Raw genomic sequence first — 18,010 nt, 5'->3', positions numbered from 1 at the left:
TTTTTGTATATTAGGTGTATAGCGAGTAGCGCATTGTTTTGGATATAGGGTGACCTTGCTCATAATCTTATTATAGAGGTGGAATCTATTCATGAGTAATATCAAATGGGAAGTGGATCCGGACCACAGCTCCGTCGAGTTTTCGGTGACGCATTTAATGATTAATAAAATCAAAGGAGTATTTGAGCGTTTCCAGGCGATTTTAAGTTTTGATCCCAACGAGTTAACGACCATGGGCATTCAGGCTTCCATAGACGCAAATAGTATCACAACTCGCCAAGCGCAACGAGATGGACATTTGAGGGGCGACGACTTCCTTCATGCTGCCAAGTATCCAACCATTGCATTTCAAAGCACCAACTGTGTCTTTGCTGGTGAGCGGCAATATGAACTTACAGGCAATCTAACTCTGCATGGAGTAACCCAATCTGTTACTTTTCATACTGTTTTTGAAGGACTAAACAAGGACCCCCGCGGACGGGAACGTGTAGGATTTCACTCAACAGCCAGTATTGATCGTAATGAATTTGGATTGAAATTCAACTCGCCTCTGGAAACGGGTGGAATTATAGTCGGAAATGAAGTGAGGATCGAGCTTTGTATTGAGGCAATTAAAATACTGTGAACCGTATCAAAAATTAATGTATTTTTACACCAAACGTAGTTATGACAAGGTATAAAAAAATCCCTCTCTGCGTAATAGAGAGGGACAGTAACTATTTAAGTACCAATTCATTAGAGCCTTATTAGATCATAACTGGTTGGTCTGTAAGAGCTGCGTAGGTTTAGTAAGCAGAGCAGGCCTCGCCGCTATCCAAGCCACTGAGAGTGTGGTTATAACACATAGGCCAATCCCATAAATCACCCATTTAACATCAACCAGGACAGGTAACTTGAACATAAGTTTTAGAGCTACAGTCGTTAACAACAAAGCTATCCCTGTACCAGCAGTTCCTGAGACTAAGGATAAAACAAAGTTCTCTAACAAGATTGACCGTAATGTCTTACCATTGGATACTCCCACTGCTTTGATGATTGCAATTTCTCTGCGTTTTCTTAAAAGGCTTATCACAATTTGATTCCCGATGGTAAGTATCGCTGTAATGAAGGCAAATAAAGTCACTATAGAGAAGAATACACTTATCATACGTATCATTGAATTTAAGCTTTCGGAGGCTGTACTTAATACTGAATATGCCATAGCGGATGCTGGAAGTAAACCGTTTAATTCAGATAGTAAACCCGTAGTCCGGGTCCCTCCGTCAATAGAAAACATTACCCGGTTAGGCGCCCCATATTTAGACAATATATCTTTAGTTGTTCTCATACCTACTGTTTTTACGAACCCTGATTCAAAAAAGCCAACAATTTTGAAAGGAATCTTCTTTTCTCCCATTGTAACTTCAACTGTATCGCCTGTCTTAATTCCCAACTGTTGATAATCTTCCAATAATAATGCGGTCTTGTGCGATGAATCATCTTCTATAAGGTCACGTCCGCCAATAATGGAATAGGACCTTGATGCAAGTGAAGGGTCAACACCTTCAATGCTCAATTTATTGGAAGCGAAGAACTTATTCCCGTCTGACTTTTGCTGAAAAAGAGAAGTTGCTTCACTTCCGTTAATTGAACTTAAAAGACCGTTCATCTGGACACCCTCTGTCCACTTTTTAATATCGAGAGATTGAAAAGCTTCCTTGACTGCTTCAGACTCTACTAAGGAGCTTGTGATGAGTAGATTTCCTTTGGCCTCGTTCTCTAACTGTTGACTGACAGACTGAGTTAAGTTATCAGCGAAAAGTTCGCATGATACTGCTGATGCAACACCAACACTCAAGATAAGAGCCAATAGTCCGTATCGTTTTCTTCCAGATGATAAATTATGAAAAGGGATAAACCAACGAGGAGAGATGAGTTCCCTCATGCTTCCAACCACTCTGAAAATGAAAGAGAAAGCAGATGAACATACCTTCACAAATATACTTACCAATATAATAATCAGTAGAATCCCTAAAAAAGATAGAACGACTCTAGAACTAATGGATTCGGTTGAACCCAGAAAAAGTGTTTTTTGTAAGTAGAATGCTACAACTAGCGAAATCAGTAATAATAAGAGTCCTCTTTTCCAAAAGCGTACCCGATAAGAAGGGATCTGATGGTTTCCTTCAAGCAATAGCTGCATAGGAGAGACGATGAGCATTCCTTTTAGAGGAATCCATGTTGATATCAGTGCCATTAGCATTCCTACTGCGAAGGTAACAATTGTGACTTTCCATGAAAACTCCCAAGACAACGGTATAGCTAACATTTTACCTACGTAAGAAGTTAACCAAGTACTCACTAGAAGACCTGTTACTATTCCAGTAATAGTTCCTATCGTTCCGATAAGAATACCTTCTGTTAAAAAGGTACCGGCAACTGAGCGAGAGCGTACACCTATTGCCTTCATAACTGCAATATCGCGCATTCTTGTGCTCATTGCCTGCTTCATTGTATTTGAAACTGTCAAAGCGCTGATTCCCAGTGCAAGCAGACTGAACAATTGTAAAAGTAAAAGAAGGGTCTTGGCTTGAGCCAAGCTTTCGTCTGTCCGCTCTTTCGTGTCCGTTAGCGTAGCACTTGGCAGATGCTTCTCAAGTTCTGCTTGCCAAGAAGTCTTTGGTGTGCCCGCTTTCCAATGGATAAGAATTTCATTTGTGCTTCCGGCTGGAGCGTTTAGCAGATTAGCTGCTTCATTCAAGGTAAGATAAGCAGCTCCAAAAATATCCGCATCTCCGTAAGACTCTTGAACATTAAGTACTAATCCTTTTACCTTGTACTCATGCAGACTTCCATCAGACGCGCTCGGCAACCAAATTTTTTCTCCAACCTTTACCTGTAGGCGATCTGCTGCATTATCAGCAAGAAGGACCTCATTCGCTTGAAGTGAACGGATGCCAGGGTATTGATTTTCCCCATAATAAGGGTAAGTCTTCGGATCAATTCCCTTCAAGATCACGCTTGTTGTTTTATTTTTGGATTGCACCATGCTCTGTCCGACATATGAAGATGAATGGCTGTCGATTTCTCCCATGTCTTGGAATATATCATTCACTATATTGCTCTGTAGTGGCTTAAGGTAGGACTGGACTAATACATCCCCACCTAATAGCAGTTTGGCAGAATTCTCAATAGAACGTGGCGCCAATTCAGATAATAGGAACATACTAAAGAAACTTGCACTTCCAATAATGAGAGACAATATAGTGAAAATTGTTCTTAATTTGTTACGTAATAAACTTCTCCCGGCAGAGCTCAGCCATATCATCAGATATTCACCTTCCTTTACTCAGACAAGGATCCTCAGTTTCAACCCGTCCATCTCTAATGTAAATCACTCGGTCGGATTTTGAAGCAACCTCTGGATCATGGGTAGCAATAATGAAGGTCATTCTCATTTGCTCTTTTAAGCGGAAGATAAGGTCAAGAACTTTCTGTCCGGAATCACGATCTAAATTGCCGGTTGGCTCGTCGCAATGACTAGAGAGGGCTTATTAATCAGAGCTCTTGCAATAGCGACACGTTGCTGTTGTCCGCCGGATAGTTGATTAGGCAGGTGCTTCATCCGATCGCCCATCCCCACAAGCTTCAACATTTCTTCTGCTTTTTTACGTATTTCACTATGTCGGGTGCCTTTGATGCAGAACATGGGAAGCATTACATTTTCAAGAGCGGTCATTGTAGAGATTAGATTGAAGGATTGAAAAACAAACCCAATTTTTTGTGCGCGATAATCAGAAAGTTTTTTTTCAGATAAAGATTCGATTGACTTACCCTCAAGTGCGATTTTCCCTGTACTAGGCTTATCTAGGGATCCCATAATCCCAAGCAGGGTTGATTTTCCGCTGCCGCTGGGTCCCATAATGCTTACAATCTCACTTTTGTAAAACTTCAGATTTATTCCCGTAAGAACAGATATTATGCCGGCTTCGGATTCGTACTCTTTGTTAAGATTTTGAATGTCCAGAATCGGTTGTTCTACAATCAACTGAATTTTCCTTCTTTCTGTTAATTTTTTTAATAAGTAATATGGTGAATTGAAGAATTAATATCACAATCACTATCAAAATGCCTTTGAAGTTTGTCCAGTTCCAAGAATGAAAGAGGGAAGTAAATGAAAAAATAAAACGTAACATATACATTAAAGCAATGCTAAAAACAATTAAGTATAAAGAGGAATACGCTAAAAACACTTTCTTGTAAGTACTGCTCATATTGATAATATTTAATCTGAATTTCTCGCGGAAAAGTCGTTTCCTACATACATATCCCAATAATCCTTGTTTTACCAATGTAAAATTTCTAGTATGCAGGTTGGGAATTCCGAGGATATCTGTAAGTACCCAGAAACCATCAAGACGTAATAATGAAGAAAGATGCTTTTAGATAAAATTGTTAACCCAAACCTAATGACATCACTTGATTCTTTAGATACCCTAATAACCCATTTATTAACAATGTTATTCTATAATTTTAAATCTACTTATTATGTGAATTTAGTAACAAAGTCAAAACTCTTCCGAAATTTTCAAAATAAATGTATTAAATCTCAGTGAGGAATTTAAGTTGAGGGAATTCCTGCTCACCAGAGATGCGGTAAACTAGATGCCTTGACTACTAAAATTTGCATTAAATATTACCTAAATCGTATTTATCGAGCAGGAAATAACAGGAGCTAAATTGAAAAAGTATACCCTATAGCAGCACTGACCGGGAGGATGGCATGCAATTTCAACCAATTTATTATAATGGGGAATTATTTCTACCGAAGATCGAATTAAATATGACACCGAATCAATCGGTTGGCATCATAACGGACTTGAAGCGAAAGCAGCTTTTAATGAATCAATTAGGGGATCATTCCCAATATTATTTATTTCGGGCTGGGCAAAACGAGTATATGCGTTTATCGGTGGAGGAACTAATCACTTTTCTAATCAGAATAACGGAGAGGTATGAGCGTGCCGCTTCGTTGATAGATTATTTTGCTTTAAAGGAAGAACGGAAGGTAAAGATCAAGGATCTAAGCTCATCGAAAAGAATGTATGTGACATTGCTGCGTGTATTTTTCGCGTATCAGCCTACACTTGTACTGGAGGAACCCTATTTTTACTTGGAAGAGCAAGATTGTCGTCAACTCAAACGGATTCTTGATGATCTTTCACAAGAAAAGCAGATTTTAATTTTAACTTCGAATTTAGAGGATGCCCTTATTTCCTGTGATGCCATTTATCGGTTGAACGAATCGGGATTTCATCCATTGGATATTCGGGACTTCGACGAGGATAAGCAGGAAGTACAGAAACAAGACGAGGCCAATATAACCTTGCAGAAGATCTCTACCAAAAGAAATGACAAAGTGATTTTATTTAATCCGCCTGAAATTGATTTTATAGAAAGTGTAGAGGGGTCAATCCTTGTTCATGTGGGCGGTGAAAATTATGACTGTGCGCTGACGCTGACCGAGCTCGAGCAGAGATTATTAAATTTCGGTTTTTTTAGGTGTCACCGATCCTATATTGTTAATCTGCAAAAAGTAAGAGAGATTATTACATGGACGAAAAATAGCTACAGCTTGCGATTAAATACAGGTCAAGATGCCGTGGTTCCGTTATCCCGTTCAAAATTGTCTGAATTAAAAGCTCTTCTTAACATTTAAAGGGTACCATTCAGGCGCTTACAGCTACATTTCGGCGCGTTTTGATGGCAGGAAGCATGTAATCTGTATATGTTTAAGCCATCAACACTAAGGATGTGGAGTTAATGAATGTTATCCGGGTAGAACGTATCCGTAAGAGATTTGGAGAAAAAGATGCGTTAGCAGATGTTTCTTTTTCAATTCCTAAGGGTGAAATTTTTGGTTTCCTTGGACCGAGTGGCTCAGGCAAAACAACATTAATCAAGATTTTAACGGCACAATTAAATCCGACAAGTGGACAGGCAAGTGTATTTGATCAGTCAGCGGAGATGATGCAGCAGTCTGCTCAGAAGATGCGTTTTGGCATTTTGACGGATAACAGTGGTCTATATGAGAGGTTAAGTATTGAGGAAAATCTGGAGCTGTATCGTAAGTTATATGATCTTCCCAAATCTGCGGTCGACAAGGTGCTGCAGTTTGTAAACTTAAGCGGGGAGCGTAAAAAGAAAGCCAACCTCTTATCCAAAGGGATGCGTCAGCGTGTCATGCTGGCATGCGCGATTATCCATGAGCCGGAATTATTATTTCTGGATGAACCAACTTCGGCTTTAGATCCGGTAAACACAGCACATATTTATAAAGGCTTACGCTACTTAAATGAGAAAGGAACAACGATTTTTCTGACTACGCATGATATGTCTGAAGCAGAATTGATATGCAACCGTGTAGCGATTCTGTATCAGGGACAAATCCAAACCATAGGCTCACCAAAGGAACTTAAGCGGCAGCACCGGGAGAACGTAATTTGTGTGGACTTAATCAATGGGGAAACCTACGAGCTCCCGATCGATGAGGGGGCGGCAGATCAAATCGCGGATTGGATGAAGCGGGGGCTAATTGACCGGTTAGAGACGAAAGAACCAAGTCTAGGTGATATTTTTATTAAAATGACAGGAAGTGAGCTACTATGAGTATCTCATACAAACGTGCCCGGGCGATATTTGTGAAGGATTACAAAGAGTTTTCACGTAACTACGCGCTGTCCATTATGCTGATTTTTCCTATTATTATCGCTCTGATTTTCAAGAGGGCAGGTGCGTCTTTACCTGGAGCCAGCGGTTTTCTTTTTAATAGTTCGTTTGTATTGCTAACATGTTTCGCACAAGCCTGCTTGATTGCGGAAGAGAAGGAGCGTAACACTTTACGGTCATTAATGATGACACCGGCTACGACCATGGATGTACTAATCGGTAAAAGCAGTTTGGTCTTTGTCATGTCCACTGTTGTTCTCGCTATTTCTACATTATTATTTGGCTATGAGCCGGCTAATATATGGGCGTTTGTGGCAGTAATCATTCTTTCGATTATTCTGTACACTGCAGCTGGGACGATCTGCGGCTTATTCTCCAAGACGTTGCTTGAAGCCTCATTATCTATACTCCCTGTGGCGTTTATATTTATGGGGGCACCGTGGGGAGAAGTACTAGCGAAGGATTATCCGGTCTTCAAAGTGCTGGATTACATGCCAAGCAGTCAGCTTGTGCATCTGCTGGGTCTAAGCAATACAGGTTATACGACGGGCGATGTATTGAAACCACTCCTCATTAATTTGGTATGGACGGTTGTGCTAACAGTAGTGTCTGTCATTTTGTATCAGCGGCGGTTGAAGGACGAGTAAGGGAGCTCTGAAGGGACTTTAGCCAGCCTTCGGTGGGTCTTTGGTAGGGTTGAAACAAGCGGCCGACTGAGACTATACGACGATTATTTTCCAATTGAGGCTGTGATGTTGTCATGACGGGGCCTGCCGGGTAATAAAGATGATTAGAACTTTCAAATTTGGCTGATTTTGGATTGGGAGCCAAGGAAACGGGGGGAAAGATCATGGCGGCACAGACAGTATCAGGCATCAGCTCCGTACAGCCCATTGCGGCCTACGGCGGTACACAGAGTGATGTCAGTTCTCTGGAGAAACAGCGAAACAGGCTGATGATGGAACTGGATAAAGTGAATGCGGCACAAGGAAGTGAGATGCAGACGCCTTATCGCCGGGAGCAGCTGCAGCGGCAAATCCGGCTGCTGGAGTCCCAACTGGTACAGAAAAGCGGGAGCAGCACCTCCGTAAATTTTGTGCCTGCTTCTCCGCTTCAGGATCACCTCCCTCTTTGGGGAAATGAAGGAAAGGGAGGCCTCAAGGGCATCGGCCTGACTGATCCCCGGACGGCGACGGTGGACGCGGAGGGTCATTTCGACGCGTTAATTTAGGCAAGCGAGCGAAGGTGCGGAAAGCGTCAGGTGATGAACCGACGGCCCATAATCATGAGGCTAGCTAGCCGAGCTTCCACCGAGAAGACCTGCAGCACGGTAGAAACAACAAAATAGGCGAGAGGGAAGCGTCATACTTCCTCCTCGCCTATTCGTGTTTGCATTTTGCCTAGGGTTCAACTACTTTATTCTGGTGTTCCTTGGGTTACCCCATGGATATACGAGAGCGTTGGGGAATCGACGGCCCCTTGTCCCGGATTATAGGTGAAGGAGTACTCGATGGTATCCCCGTGTTGCAGGTGATTTACAGGGTAGGTGTAGTTACCGTTTCCTGCCGGGGTCATGGCTACGTTTAGCTGCCCACCGTTATTTAGCTTATAGTGTAAGTCGGCAAAGGTTGCGCCGTTCACATAGAACAGCAGGTCGTCACCTATTTTCTTCAGACCCCGCACCTCATCGCCGACGATGATAACACCGGATGATGATGCCGGTACAACAGTGATGGTGGAGAGGGCCGTTTTATTGCCGTCGGCTGTTGTAGCCGTTACGGTTGTTGTGCCTGGAGTGAGTCCCGTCACGAGACCGTTCGGATTCACGGAAGCGACGCTGGTACCTGATACGTTCCAAGTGACCTGCTTATTGGTTGCATTAGACGGGGCAATATTGGCGTTCAACTGCACAGTCTGTCCGACTTCCACCTGCGCAGTAGTTTGATTCAGAGAAATACCGGTAACCGGTACGTTTACCGGATTCTCGCTGTTGCCTTCTTTATAGACACGAACATAATCCACTTGCATTGTTGCAGGAATATCGGACGGATCTGGGGTATGGCCGCTGTCGAAGTGCCCGCCGATTGCCAGATTCATAATGATGTAGAAGGGTTGATCGAATGGGGCATTCGGATTGTTAGGTGCAGCTACGGAATACCATTGATCTCTACTGACTTTAAAGAAGAACTTGCCGTCCACATACCATTTCATATTATCTTCTTCCCAGATCATGGAGTACACATGATAATCATTGGCGAAGGTCTGGCCTTCAGGGAAGTGATATTCACCAGCAATATATCTGTTTACAGGCCATTGTCCGCCAAAGTGTATGGCCCCGCTGGTCGTGCCGGGCAAGCGTCCTTTGGCTTCCATAATATCAATTTCTCCGGATGCGGCCCACGCTCCATAAGCGGCATCTTCCGGAAGCATCCAAAGTGCTGGCCAAACGCCGTTACCTGTAGGTAGCTTAGCACGAATATCTACTCTGCCGTACTGGAAGGACAAGTGATCTTTGGTGTTAATCTTGCCGGATGAGTACTGGGCATACCGGCTTGGGTCCTGTGGAAAGGATTTTGAATCGTTCAAAGCTCTGATATTCAGCTTTCCGTCCTGTACAAATACATTTTGTGTACTGTCTGTATAGTGCTGCAGTTCCGCGTTGCCCCAGCCCCAGCTATTCGGATCGTCAGTAATATAATAACCTTGTTCGTAGCTCCATTTGCTCGTATCGAGTGCTGTTCCGTTAAATTCATCCTGCCAAATGAGATTCATGCCCTCTATCGCCGGGTCGTTTGCTGTTCCGATGGCAATGTCATCATGATCGGATACATCCGGACGTGGGGCATCTGGATTACCGATAAAGGTATAGTTGACGTAATTGTTGCCGACACTTCCGCCCGCCTGTCCATTTAATGGATAGCCAATACGGATTTGCACATCCTCTTGGACGGGCTGGAACCAAAGCCCATAGATGTAGTCAGCCCAATAGCCCCACTGGTTGGCATCGGACATGTTGTTATAGCCATTGCCGGCGTATACAAATCCGCTCTGGCTGGAATCACTCATAGCAACCCATTGTCCGTTGATGTTAATTTGGTATACGTAATTTCCTAGCTCAGTGCCTATTGGAGCGCCCCCATCAATTTTGGGTAGCGGGACACCTATTACACCTTTTGCATCTGCGGTAAAGGTCGTTCCCTCATAAGGAGTTAAGACATATGAATTTCTTACAGGTTTATTAAAGGTGAGGGTATAAACGACGTTAGCCGTTGAGGTTTTCGATTCTAACTTGACGTTGATAGACTCTGTTACGGTGAACCAGTAGCCGCCGCCGCCTTCGGTGAATTGTCCGAAGTTGTTATCGTAGATCCAGCCGCTGGCTGCATTATTGTCAATATCAATCCATGTACTGCTGCTTACAGGTTTTACATATACCTTCAGATCTTCAGCTACGGCTTCATAGGTAACAGCCGGATCATTGTTGAAGGTAGGATAAGTAAAGCCTGCACTTCCTGTAAATCCTGCTGTAATCTGCGGCCCTTGTGTAGGGGCCATAGCAGTAATGGTCGTTTTGTTTATGTTTTGAAATACAAGGGTATAATCAAGTGTAACTCCATTAGCCTTGGAGAATAGCTGAATCTCCGTTGTTGCGGAGAGCGTGAACCAATAGCCATTCAAGCCACCGTCGCTCCAGTGTCCCCAGTTTTGGTTGTAGGTATAGCCGCCTGCATTGTCAATATCCACCCAGTTTCCAGCAACTTTTACTTTTACACCGACGTCATCGGAAACATCATTCCAGGTGGCAGAGCCCCCATTAAATGTAGGCATGACGAAACCATAGCTAGCTTGCCCAACCCCTGATTTTGAGATGACAGGACCGTCTGCTGCTGAAAAGTAAGACATAGAGGTAACTGTGGTTCCTGCTGCCTGCACCTTTGAAGTCGGCAATAGGCCAACCCCAGCTAACAGTACTACTGCTAAGAACAAACTAAATACCTTCTGCTTAAAACCACTCTCCGTATTGTAAAGTCGTTTCATACTTGCCCTCCTTTAATAAAATAATGAAGAAACGAAACCGCTTACATTTAGGGACATCTCTATTCTATCGAATATAATAATCAGCTAAAAGGTACAATTATTTTTGTTCTAACCCAATTTTTTGGCTTTTGATTATTTATAGCGCTGTGTCACGGTACTTTTCCCCGCTGTCGTGCTTCCGGCGCATCATTTGCCGATATTCTGTGGGCTGCATATCCATGACATCCCGAAAGGATCGTGTAAAACTTTTGTAGCTTTCATACCCTACCATGGTGGCTACCTCTACAATTTTATGATCGGTTTCGGCCAGTAGCCGCCGGGCTTTATCCAGGCGCACATCGCGCAAGTATTCTGCAAAGCCTTTGCCGATATTTTTTTTGAACAGGTTAGAAAAGTAGGCATAATTAAGCGACACGTGATTCGATACCATCGCGAGATCCAGGGGTTTATGATAGCTTTCGTGTATAAAGCGTATGGCTTCATTTAAATCTTGCGAGTTGCGATAGCTGCACTTATATTCATAATAAAATTGGTTCAGCCGAAGCAGCTGTTGTTGCAGCGCCTGAATATAATCGCGAATACCCGGATAATCGAATAGATTACGTAAACATTCGATGTCCAGCGCTTCTTCCCCCATGTACGGGCGGATCACACGTACAGATTCCTCCAGCATCTGTACAATGGCACGGCATAGCTGCTGTGTGTATTGGATGTGATAGCGTTGCAATGTATCTTTGTGAAATATCATAGAAATGCCTTGGGTGATTGTACCGCTGTTTTTGGTGCCGATTAACTGAAACAGGGCGTATAACTCTTCATAGGGAAGCTCCCACTGCTGCTCCAGTCGCTCAATATGTGTTGGCAAGATGCAGCTCTTCTCTGGAAATAGGTAACTGTGGCGATAGAGCTCCAACGCTTGTGTATAGCTGCGGGGCAACTCCTTCAATCCTTGCTGCGGGCTGGTCATAGCAGTAATGGCATCTATCTGTCCTGCTTTGAGGGCGGCCGGGAAGGCTCCCGTATCTACGGCCGCATCAACCGCGAGAATCAGGTACGGGCGGTGTTGCAGGCATATACACCCTCGTCTGCCATACACTCGGTAGGCAAGGGATTCCATGCTGTGGCTACTGTCGGCCCCCGGTTGGTTAATCCATAATTCCTCCCGCAGCAGACACAGGCGGTAATTACTCCACAACTCTGGATTCTGTTGCTGGGTCTGGATAACCCACGCCTCATCAATCATTGCACCCTGCATGAACATACTCAGTTCCTTGCGGTCTGTCTCCTGGGCGCGGCGGGAGATATGCTCCATATTACGCGAGAGCGTCTGCCGTGTTTTTATCTCATTTGCTACATGTTCTACTGCGGTTTGCAGATCTTCACGTTTCACAGGTTTGAGCAGGTAGCCCTTTGCTCCAAGTTCGATGGCCTTTTGAGCATAGGCAAAATCACTATAGCCGCTAATAATCAGATAATCTACCTCGATGTGCTTCTGTTTGCTCTGCGCCATCAGTGTCAGTCCATCCATATCGGGCATCCTGATATCAGTAATCACCAGTTGGATGTTGTGCTGACTCAATATATCCAAGGCCTCAATTCCGTTTACTGCACAGTAAATATTGTCCAGCTGCAGCGGAAATTGGCGCAGCATCGCCTGCAGCCCATCACGAATGTGCTTTTGATCGTCCACAATTAGAATATTGATCATGCCCTACCATCCTCCAAGATTCACATTTTCCCAAGGCAAACGTATGGTTATACAAGTATAGGCGCCCTGCACACTGTCAATCCAAAGACCGCAGTCCTTACCATAATGAAGCTGTATGCGCTTATGCACGTTCTCCAAGCCCAGTCCGTTTTTGCTGGTAACAATCGGTGAATCTGAGTCGCCCCGTAGCACAGCCTGCAGACTGGACAGCATTTCCGGGTCAACACCTCCGCCATCATCTCGTATCTCAATTAGCAGAAGGCTTTCATTTTCTACCGATACGGTAATATGGATACGTACGCTGCCGCCCGAGGGCGCTGCATGATGAACGGCATTTTCGACGATGGGCTGCATGCACATCTTAGGGATTGTATAACGCAGTACCTCCTGCGGGAGATCCGCCGTCAACTCAATGCTGCCACCCTCCATAAAGTTTATGAATCGGACATAGCTGTGTATGTTGGCAAGTTCTTCGCTAAGCGCAACCGTATCGCTGCGCCATTGCATACTGTATCGCAGTTGTGAGCCTAAAGACACCAACGCTTCGGCGATAGCCGGCTGGCGCTGAACCTCCGCGAGCATACGGATGGATTCCAGCGCGTTATATAAAAAGTGTGAATTGATCTGCGAATGCAGCGAGTGCAGTTGTGCATTTTTGGCGATCAGCTGTTTATCTACCACTTGGGTCATCAGATGTTTGATTTCGTCCAACATATTATTGTAGCTGACGGCAACCTCATCGATTTCGTCACCGGTTTCGTTTTTATCCAGGCCGGTATCAATTTTCGCATCCAGTTGGCCTTGCCGCACCTTGCGCATAGAAACCAGCACCCTGTCGAGCCGGCGAAAAATGCGCCGAGTGGTATGTGAAACGAGCAGTAACATCAGCAGCAATACACACAATGTGATCGCTACTACGAGCAAGTACCAGCTTCGTGGGCCTTTCATCAGCGCTTGATGAGAGGCAATATCCACTACATAGGCGTTCAGTGGGGCGATGTAGCGATACAACGCGTAGTAAGTATGGTCGCCTACCTTTACCTTAATGGGGCTGCTCTGCTGCAGCACATCCAACCGCTGGTGAATGCTGCCTAGAATTTTATCCAATTCTTCACCGGCATTTTGAGAAAAAATATGCTCAGGATTGTATACCGATCGGGAAGAGTCGGCTCCATCCATCACTACAGAAAAGAAATCCCCCCCGCTATCCTCAAGCAAGTCACTGAAAAAGACGCTATGCTGGGCGCGGATTTCCATAATGGTAGGGAGCTTCTGCTGTTGCCCCTGAAGGCGTACCAGCCGGTAATAGGATAGCGTATGCTCCCCATCTTTAAAAGCAAATAAGCGGTATGCCGCACCGCCTTCCTCACGAAGTGTCACCCAATAGTCCTTCGGCCAGAACTTGTCATAATGGTAGATTTCAGGCCAAATCTCAAATAGGTTTGGATTATCGATATAGAAACTGAGCTCGCTGATCATCTCGTAGCTTTGAATGATATTATGCATTTGCTCAAATTGATTTTGTCTAAATTTTACGAGACGCAGGCCATCCCCGCGCATATTGGAGTGAATGAAATCTACAAATGCCTTTTGATTCAGCGCAGTAGAGGAAGCGTTCTCAATAATGCCCATTTTGCTGCGCAGCTGTTCGTTAATTCTTGAGACATGGCTGCTGCCGGTAGCCATAGCGTCCTTGTATAGCTGACTTTCCTGTGTGCGGATAAATAAAAAGGATACCACAATCGCAGGGATGGCAATCATCATGCTAAAGGCCAAAAACAATTTTTGGGAGATGCGGGAATTACGGTACAGCTTCTTCATTTTAGTCAGCAGATACTTCATTTAAGTAGCCTCCTACCCTTGTAATATACCATATATTACAAACTGCCCGGTAGGTAACTAGGCTGTTTTGTTAAATGGTTAAAAGAAGCGAAAAAGGGAATACCGGCCAACCTTTCGGTGGCCGGCAGTAATCTTTATACGGGCATTATTACTCTGCCATTTTGGATTTTCGCACATCCAGTTCAGCCTGGCGGTATTCCATCACCTTGCCAAAGTTGTAATTCTCGCGGCGGTCAAGGAAATTGTCGAAGATTTTATCAAATTCAGCCTCATTCTTGGCCGTAATTAGCTCAGGGAGTACTTCCTCCCAATTTTGCGAAATACGGGACCAGGCTACCGACACATCAGAATCGCCCTGTGGATCTAAGCCCTTATAGATACCGCTATCAATATCGGCCTGCTTATTGGCGAAGTCTTCCATTTGCTTAATGACAGGAGATTTCTCCGGTCTCCACTGGTTGACGATTACAGGGTTTCGCATCATCCAATAGGTATCCATGATGCCGTATTCTTTCTCCAGCTTCTCAATATCAGTGTCGAGTAATTTTACCATTTCAGGCTTCAGTTGCGGCTTGCCATCCACCATCTCCCATGTTTCGCCTTCCTTGCCAAGGAACAAATCTCGCTGGCCTTCTTCGCTGGCCAGATAGGTCAAAAAGCGGATGGCTCGTTCAGGGTTTTCGGTTGATTTGCTAATCATCGTCACCATCCAGCCGTCCATGTTGCCAGGGAATAACTTAGGGTTATCGCCCTTGCTGTTCTTTGGCCCATCGACTGCGATGTAGTAAGAGTCCGGGTTGCCGCTAGCAGCCAGCATAGGATTGACAGCCGACATACCGGTCCACTCGCGGACCATCATGAAATAGCGGGCGTTGTTTGTTTTTTCCTCTACCTGAGTATCGGAATCCACCAGGAAATCCACATTAATCAACCCGCGCTCGTAAGCCGTACGGAAGGTTTTAAGCCAGGCAATATAATCGGGATCGGTAATGCGGTCGTATACTTTTCCGTCTTTCTCATGCGGTACGGCCAGTAGGTTCTGCAGATATTCGGTCATCCCGTAAGGGACGTTCCCTTGTGCAAAAAAGGGACTGATGGGCTGGCCTTTATATTGGGAGTACTTATCCTTTACCAGTTGCAGTGCGTTCAGAAAGCCCTCTGGAGTGCTAAGGTCCGGGCTGCCCATCTCCTCATACAAATCTTTTCGCACCAGGAAAGTCTGGTTGGCGGCCGTCATGCCAGTTTCATGCATCAGGTTGGGGCTATATGAATCATTCGGAACGCCATAGGTATTGCCATTTTCTTGACGATACCACTTCAGTGTACCGTCCCCGGCCACCTTGAAGAAGTAAGGGTCATACTTGTCAGCTAATTCATTTAAGGCGTAGACATGATCGCCTTCCCACAGCTTTTTGACAGCGGTTTCCCACGAACCCATTGATATCAAGTCTGGCAGCTTGCCCGAGGTCATCATTAGGGTAATATGCTCATTCGCTTCACCGGAAGGTACCTCAAGCTTGATGTTTACGCCTGTTTTTTCCGTTACGTACTTGGAGGTCAAGCTGTCTCCCCAAGTGTGGGCATACCAGTTAGCACCTACGAACCAGGTCAAATCAACAGGGCTGGTATCCAGCTTCCATGCCGGATCATCGGGATTGAGCTTTGCTTCACTCTGCGGCGGCTGTGTACTATCTGTAGGCTGTGGTGTTGGCTTATTTTCACTATTCGCTGAATTGGAACACGCGGCTATGCCTAGCATCAGGCTTGCGGCCAGAACGAGGGTCAACCCCGGCTTAATGAGATTGCGTTTCATGACATAATCATCCTTTCTTTGCTGCTTCTGAATTTTTGTATACCAGTTTCTAGACACTCACACTCTTATCCCTTAATGGCGCCAATCATTACACCTTTGACCAGATAGCGTTGAATGAAAGGATAGACTATCAGAATAGGCAGTGTGGCCACCATCATGGATGCAAATTTAATAGAGTTGCCGGGAAGTCTTGCGCCGAATTGCGCCATAGCTTGCTGCTGCATGAAGGACATAGAATTCTCCGCAATGATTTTGTACAGCATGGTCTGTAGTGGCAGTAATTCCTGCGAACGGATGTAGATGACCCCCTGGTAATAATCATTCCAATGATAAACGGCTGAAAAAAGCGATATAGTCGCAATGACAGCCATGCTATTGGGCAATACGATTCTGAACAGGACACCATAGTCTGAAGCACCGTCTACCTTCGCAGATTCCTCCAGGCTGTCAGGTATGGTGCGGAAGAAGCTCATGAAAATGACCATATTAAAAAAAGTGTACATAGAGGGAATGATGAATATCCAAAAATTATCATATAATCCCAGCTTCGTCATCAGAATAAATGTAGGGATCAGCCCGCCTGAGAACAGCATCGTAACCAATGCGATTTTAAGATACAGCTTGCGTCCGATTAGATTAGACTTGCTCATTCCGTAAGCAATAATGGCGGTAAACAACACATGCGTTGCTGTCCCGATCACTGTGCGCAGAGTGGTGATGTAAAAACCGTTCATCATTGTTTTATCATTGAACACAACGCTATAGCTGGCCAGCGATAATTCTTTGGGAAACCAGTTGACGGTGCCCAGGGATGCCTGCTGCGGCGCATTAAGCGAGTTAATGAATACAAACCACATCGGGTACAGTGTTAAAAAGCAAACCGCCAGCATCAGCAGGGTGTTGCAGACCTCAAATACTCCAATTTGCCGAAATCTTTTGCGTCTTTCCATACCTCTGTCCTCTCCTTTCTAAAAAATGCTGTCGCCGGTTAGTTTTTTGGATGTGTGATTGGCCAAAAACAACAAACCTAGCGCCACAATAGAGCGGGCGAACAGGACGGCTGTTGAGAAGGAATGGCGCCCGGAGACCAACCCCATGTTGTAGATATACAAGTCTAGGCTTTCCGCCATCCTCATGTTCATATTGTTCTTCAACATAAAGATCTGCTCAAAGTTACTGCCAAGTATCCCGCTGACAGCGAGGATGAACAAAATAGCGATGGTGGGGCGTATGCTCTGAATGGTGATATGCCACATCCGCTGCCGCCGGTTTGCGCCATCCAGCTCAGCCGCTTCGTACAGCCCCGGATCAATGCCGGATATTGCCGCTATGTAGATAATGGCGCTCCAGCCGGTTTCTTTTAACGTATCGGTGAAAAAGGTGATCCACCAAAAGTACTTAGGGTCGCTGTTAAACAGGATTTCGCGTTCCTGGAGCCCGATCGCCATCATCAACTGATTGATCACACCGCCCTCGCCCAGCCAATTGAGCGCAATGCCGCCAAAAATCGTCCAGGCAATAAAGTGCGGCAGGTACGAAATGGTTTGTACCGTTCGCTTAAATCGAAGACTCCGTATTTCATTCAGCAGCAAGGCAAACAAGATAGGAATGGGAAAACCCAGGACCAGCTTGATGCTGCTCATCCCCAGAGTATTGCGAATCGAACGCCAAAAACGCTCATCCGTCAAAAAATCCTGAAAATGCTTCAGCCCGACAAACGGTGATTCTAGTAAGGGTTTGGCGATGCTGTAGTCCATAAATGCAATAATGAGCCAAAACATAGGGATATAACAAAAGATAAACATCCAGATGATTCCCGGGATAACCATGCTTTGCAATTGCCACTGCTTAAAAAGCGCTTTCATTTGTTCCGTTCTGTATTGGAACATTTTCCGTGCCCC

Annotated in this window: 13 protein-coding genes; 5 read left to right on the top strand and 8 right to left on the bottom strand. The window is 44.8% G+C overall.

The window, feature by feature from the left end; genetic code table 11:
• The first annotated feature begins 91 nt into the window (after positions 1-91).
• Positions 92-625 (top strand): YceI family protein, encoded by a 534-nt coding sequence (locus MHI51_RS30210; protein ID WP_405173472.1) that lies wholly within the window; start codon positions 92-94, stop codon positions 623-625.
• Positions 626-751: 126 nt separating this feature from the next.
• On the opposite strand, the gene MHI51_RS30205 is transcribed toward MHI51_RS30210, so the two are convergent.
• Positions 752-3,307 carry an FtsX-like permease family protein gene (locus tag MHI51_RS30205; RefSeq protein ID WP_405173471.1) on the bottom strand — a complete coding sequence of 852 codons (2,556 nt, stop codon included), beginning with the start codon at positions 3,305-3,307 and terminating at the stop codon, positions 752-754.
• A 183-nt stretch (positions 3,308-3,490) separates the two neighbouring features.
• Entirely contained in the window at positions 3,491-4,027 is a 537-nt protein-coding gene (locus tag MHI51_RS30200; protein WP_256718959.1) for an ABC transporter ATP-binding protein, read from the bottom strand.
• A 735-nt stretch (positions 4,028-4,762) separates the two neighbouring features.
• On the opposite strand from MHI51_RS30200, the gene MHI51_RS30195 reads away from it, so the two are divergent.
• The 4 genes from MHI51_RS30195 to MHI51_RS30180 all read left to right on the top strand — a co-directional run bounded on the left by MHI51_RS30195 (position 4,763) and on the right by MHI51_RS30180 (position 7,939).
• Positions 4,763-5,698 carry a LytTR family transcriptional regulator DNA-binding domain-containing protein gene (locus MHI51_RS30195; protein ID WP_076276319.1) on the top strand — a complete coding sequence of 312 codons (936 nt, stop codon included), beginning with the start codon at positions 4,763-4,765 and terminating at the stop codon, positions 5,696-5,698.
• 104 nt (positions 5,699-5,802) lie between these two features.
• Positions 5,803-6,648: an ATP-binding cassette domain-containing protein gene (locus MHI51_RS30190; RefSeq protein ID WP_405173470.1), complete on the top strand. Its 846-nt coding sequence runs from the start codon at positions 5,803-5,805 to the stop codon at positions 6,646-6,648.
• Positions 6,645-7,355, top strand: a complete 711-nt coding sequence (locus MHI51_RS30185; RefSeq protein ID WP_076218792.1) for an ABC transporter permease — start codon at positions 6,645-6,647, stop codon at positions 7,353-7,355. The genes MHI51_RS30190 and MHI51_RS30185 overlap by 4 nt, the downstream gene beginning before the upstream one ends.
• A 203-nt stretch (positions 7,356-7,558) precedes the next feature.
• Positions 7,559-7,939, top strand: coding sequence for a FlxA-like family protein (locus MHI51_RS30180; protein WP_076218791.1), 381 nt, complete (start codon positions 7,559-7,561; stop codon positions 7,937-7,939).
• A 185-nt stretch (positions 7,940-8,124) separates the two neighbouring features.
• Here MHI51_RS30180 and MHI51_RS30175 read toward each other — a convergent pair whose 3' ends face one another.
• From MHI51_RS30175 to MHI51_RS30150, 6 genes are all read right to left on the bottom strand, one after another.
• A complete protein-coding gene (locus MHI51_RS30175; protein WP_076276318.1) occupies positions 8,125-10,746 on the bottom strand; it encodes a family 16 glycosylhydrolase in 2,622 nt (873 codons plus the stop codon).
• 136 nt (positions 10,747-10,882) lie between these two features.
• Complete coding sequence (locus tag MHI51_RS30170) at positions 10,883-12,454, bottom strand: response regulator (RefSeq protein ID WP_405173469.1); 1,572 nt, start codon at positions 12,452-12,454, stop codon at positions 10,883-10,885.
• A 3-nt stretch (positions 12,455-12,457) separates the two neighbouring features.
• Positions 12,458-14,296, bottom strand: a complete 1,839-nt coding sequence (locus MHI51_RS30165; protein ID WP_405173468.1) for a sensor histidine kinase — start codon at positions 14,294-14,296, stop codon at positions 12,458-12,460.
• A gap of 148 nt (positions 14,297-14,444) precedes the next feature.
• Positions 14,445-16,166 carry an extracellular solute-binding protein gene (locus MHI51_RS30160; RefSeq protein WP_139332112.1) on the bottom strand — a complete coding sequence of 574 codons (1,722 nt, stop codon included), beginning with the start codon at positions 16,164-16,166 and terminating at the stop codon, positions 14,445-14,447.
• An 8-nt stretch (positions 16,167-16,174) separates the two neighbouring features.
• Positions 16,175-17,059 carry a carbohydrate ABC transporter permease gene (locus MHI51_RS30155; protein ID WP_038573901.1) on the bottom strand — a complete coding sequence of 295 codons (885 nt, stop codon included), beginning with the start codon at positions 17,057-17,059 and terminating at the stop codon, positions 16,175-16,177.
• Between the two features lie 18 nt (positions 17,060-17,077).
• On the bottom strand, positions 17,078-17,998 hold the full coding sequence (locus MHI51_RS30150; RefSeq protein ID WP_076124267.1) for a sugar ABC transporter permease: 921 nt from the start codon (positions 17,996-17,998) through the stop codon (positions 17,078-17,080).
• Between the last annotated feature and the right edge of the window lie 12 nt (positions 17,999-18,010).

It is taken from the genome of Paenibacillus sp. FSL H8-0260, assembly GCF_045040625.1.
Taxonomy (GTDB): domain Bacteria; phylum Bacillota; class Bacilli; order Paenibacillales; family Paenibacillaceae; genus Paenibacillus_AQ; species Paenibacillus_AQ odorifer.
Note: the sequence above shows the minus strand (reverse complement) of the source record. Positions and strands in the feature narration are given on the sequence as shown.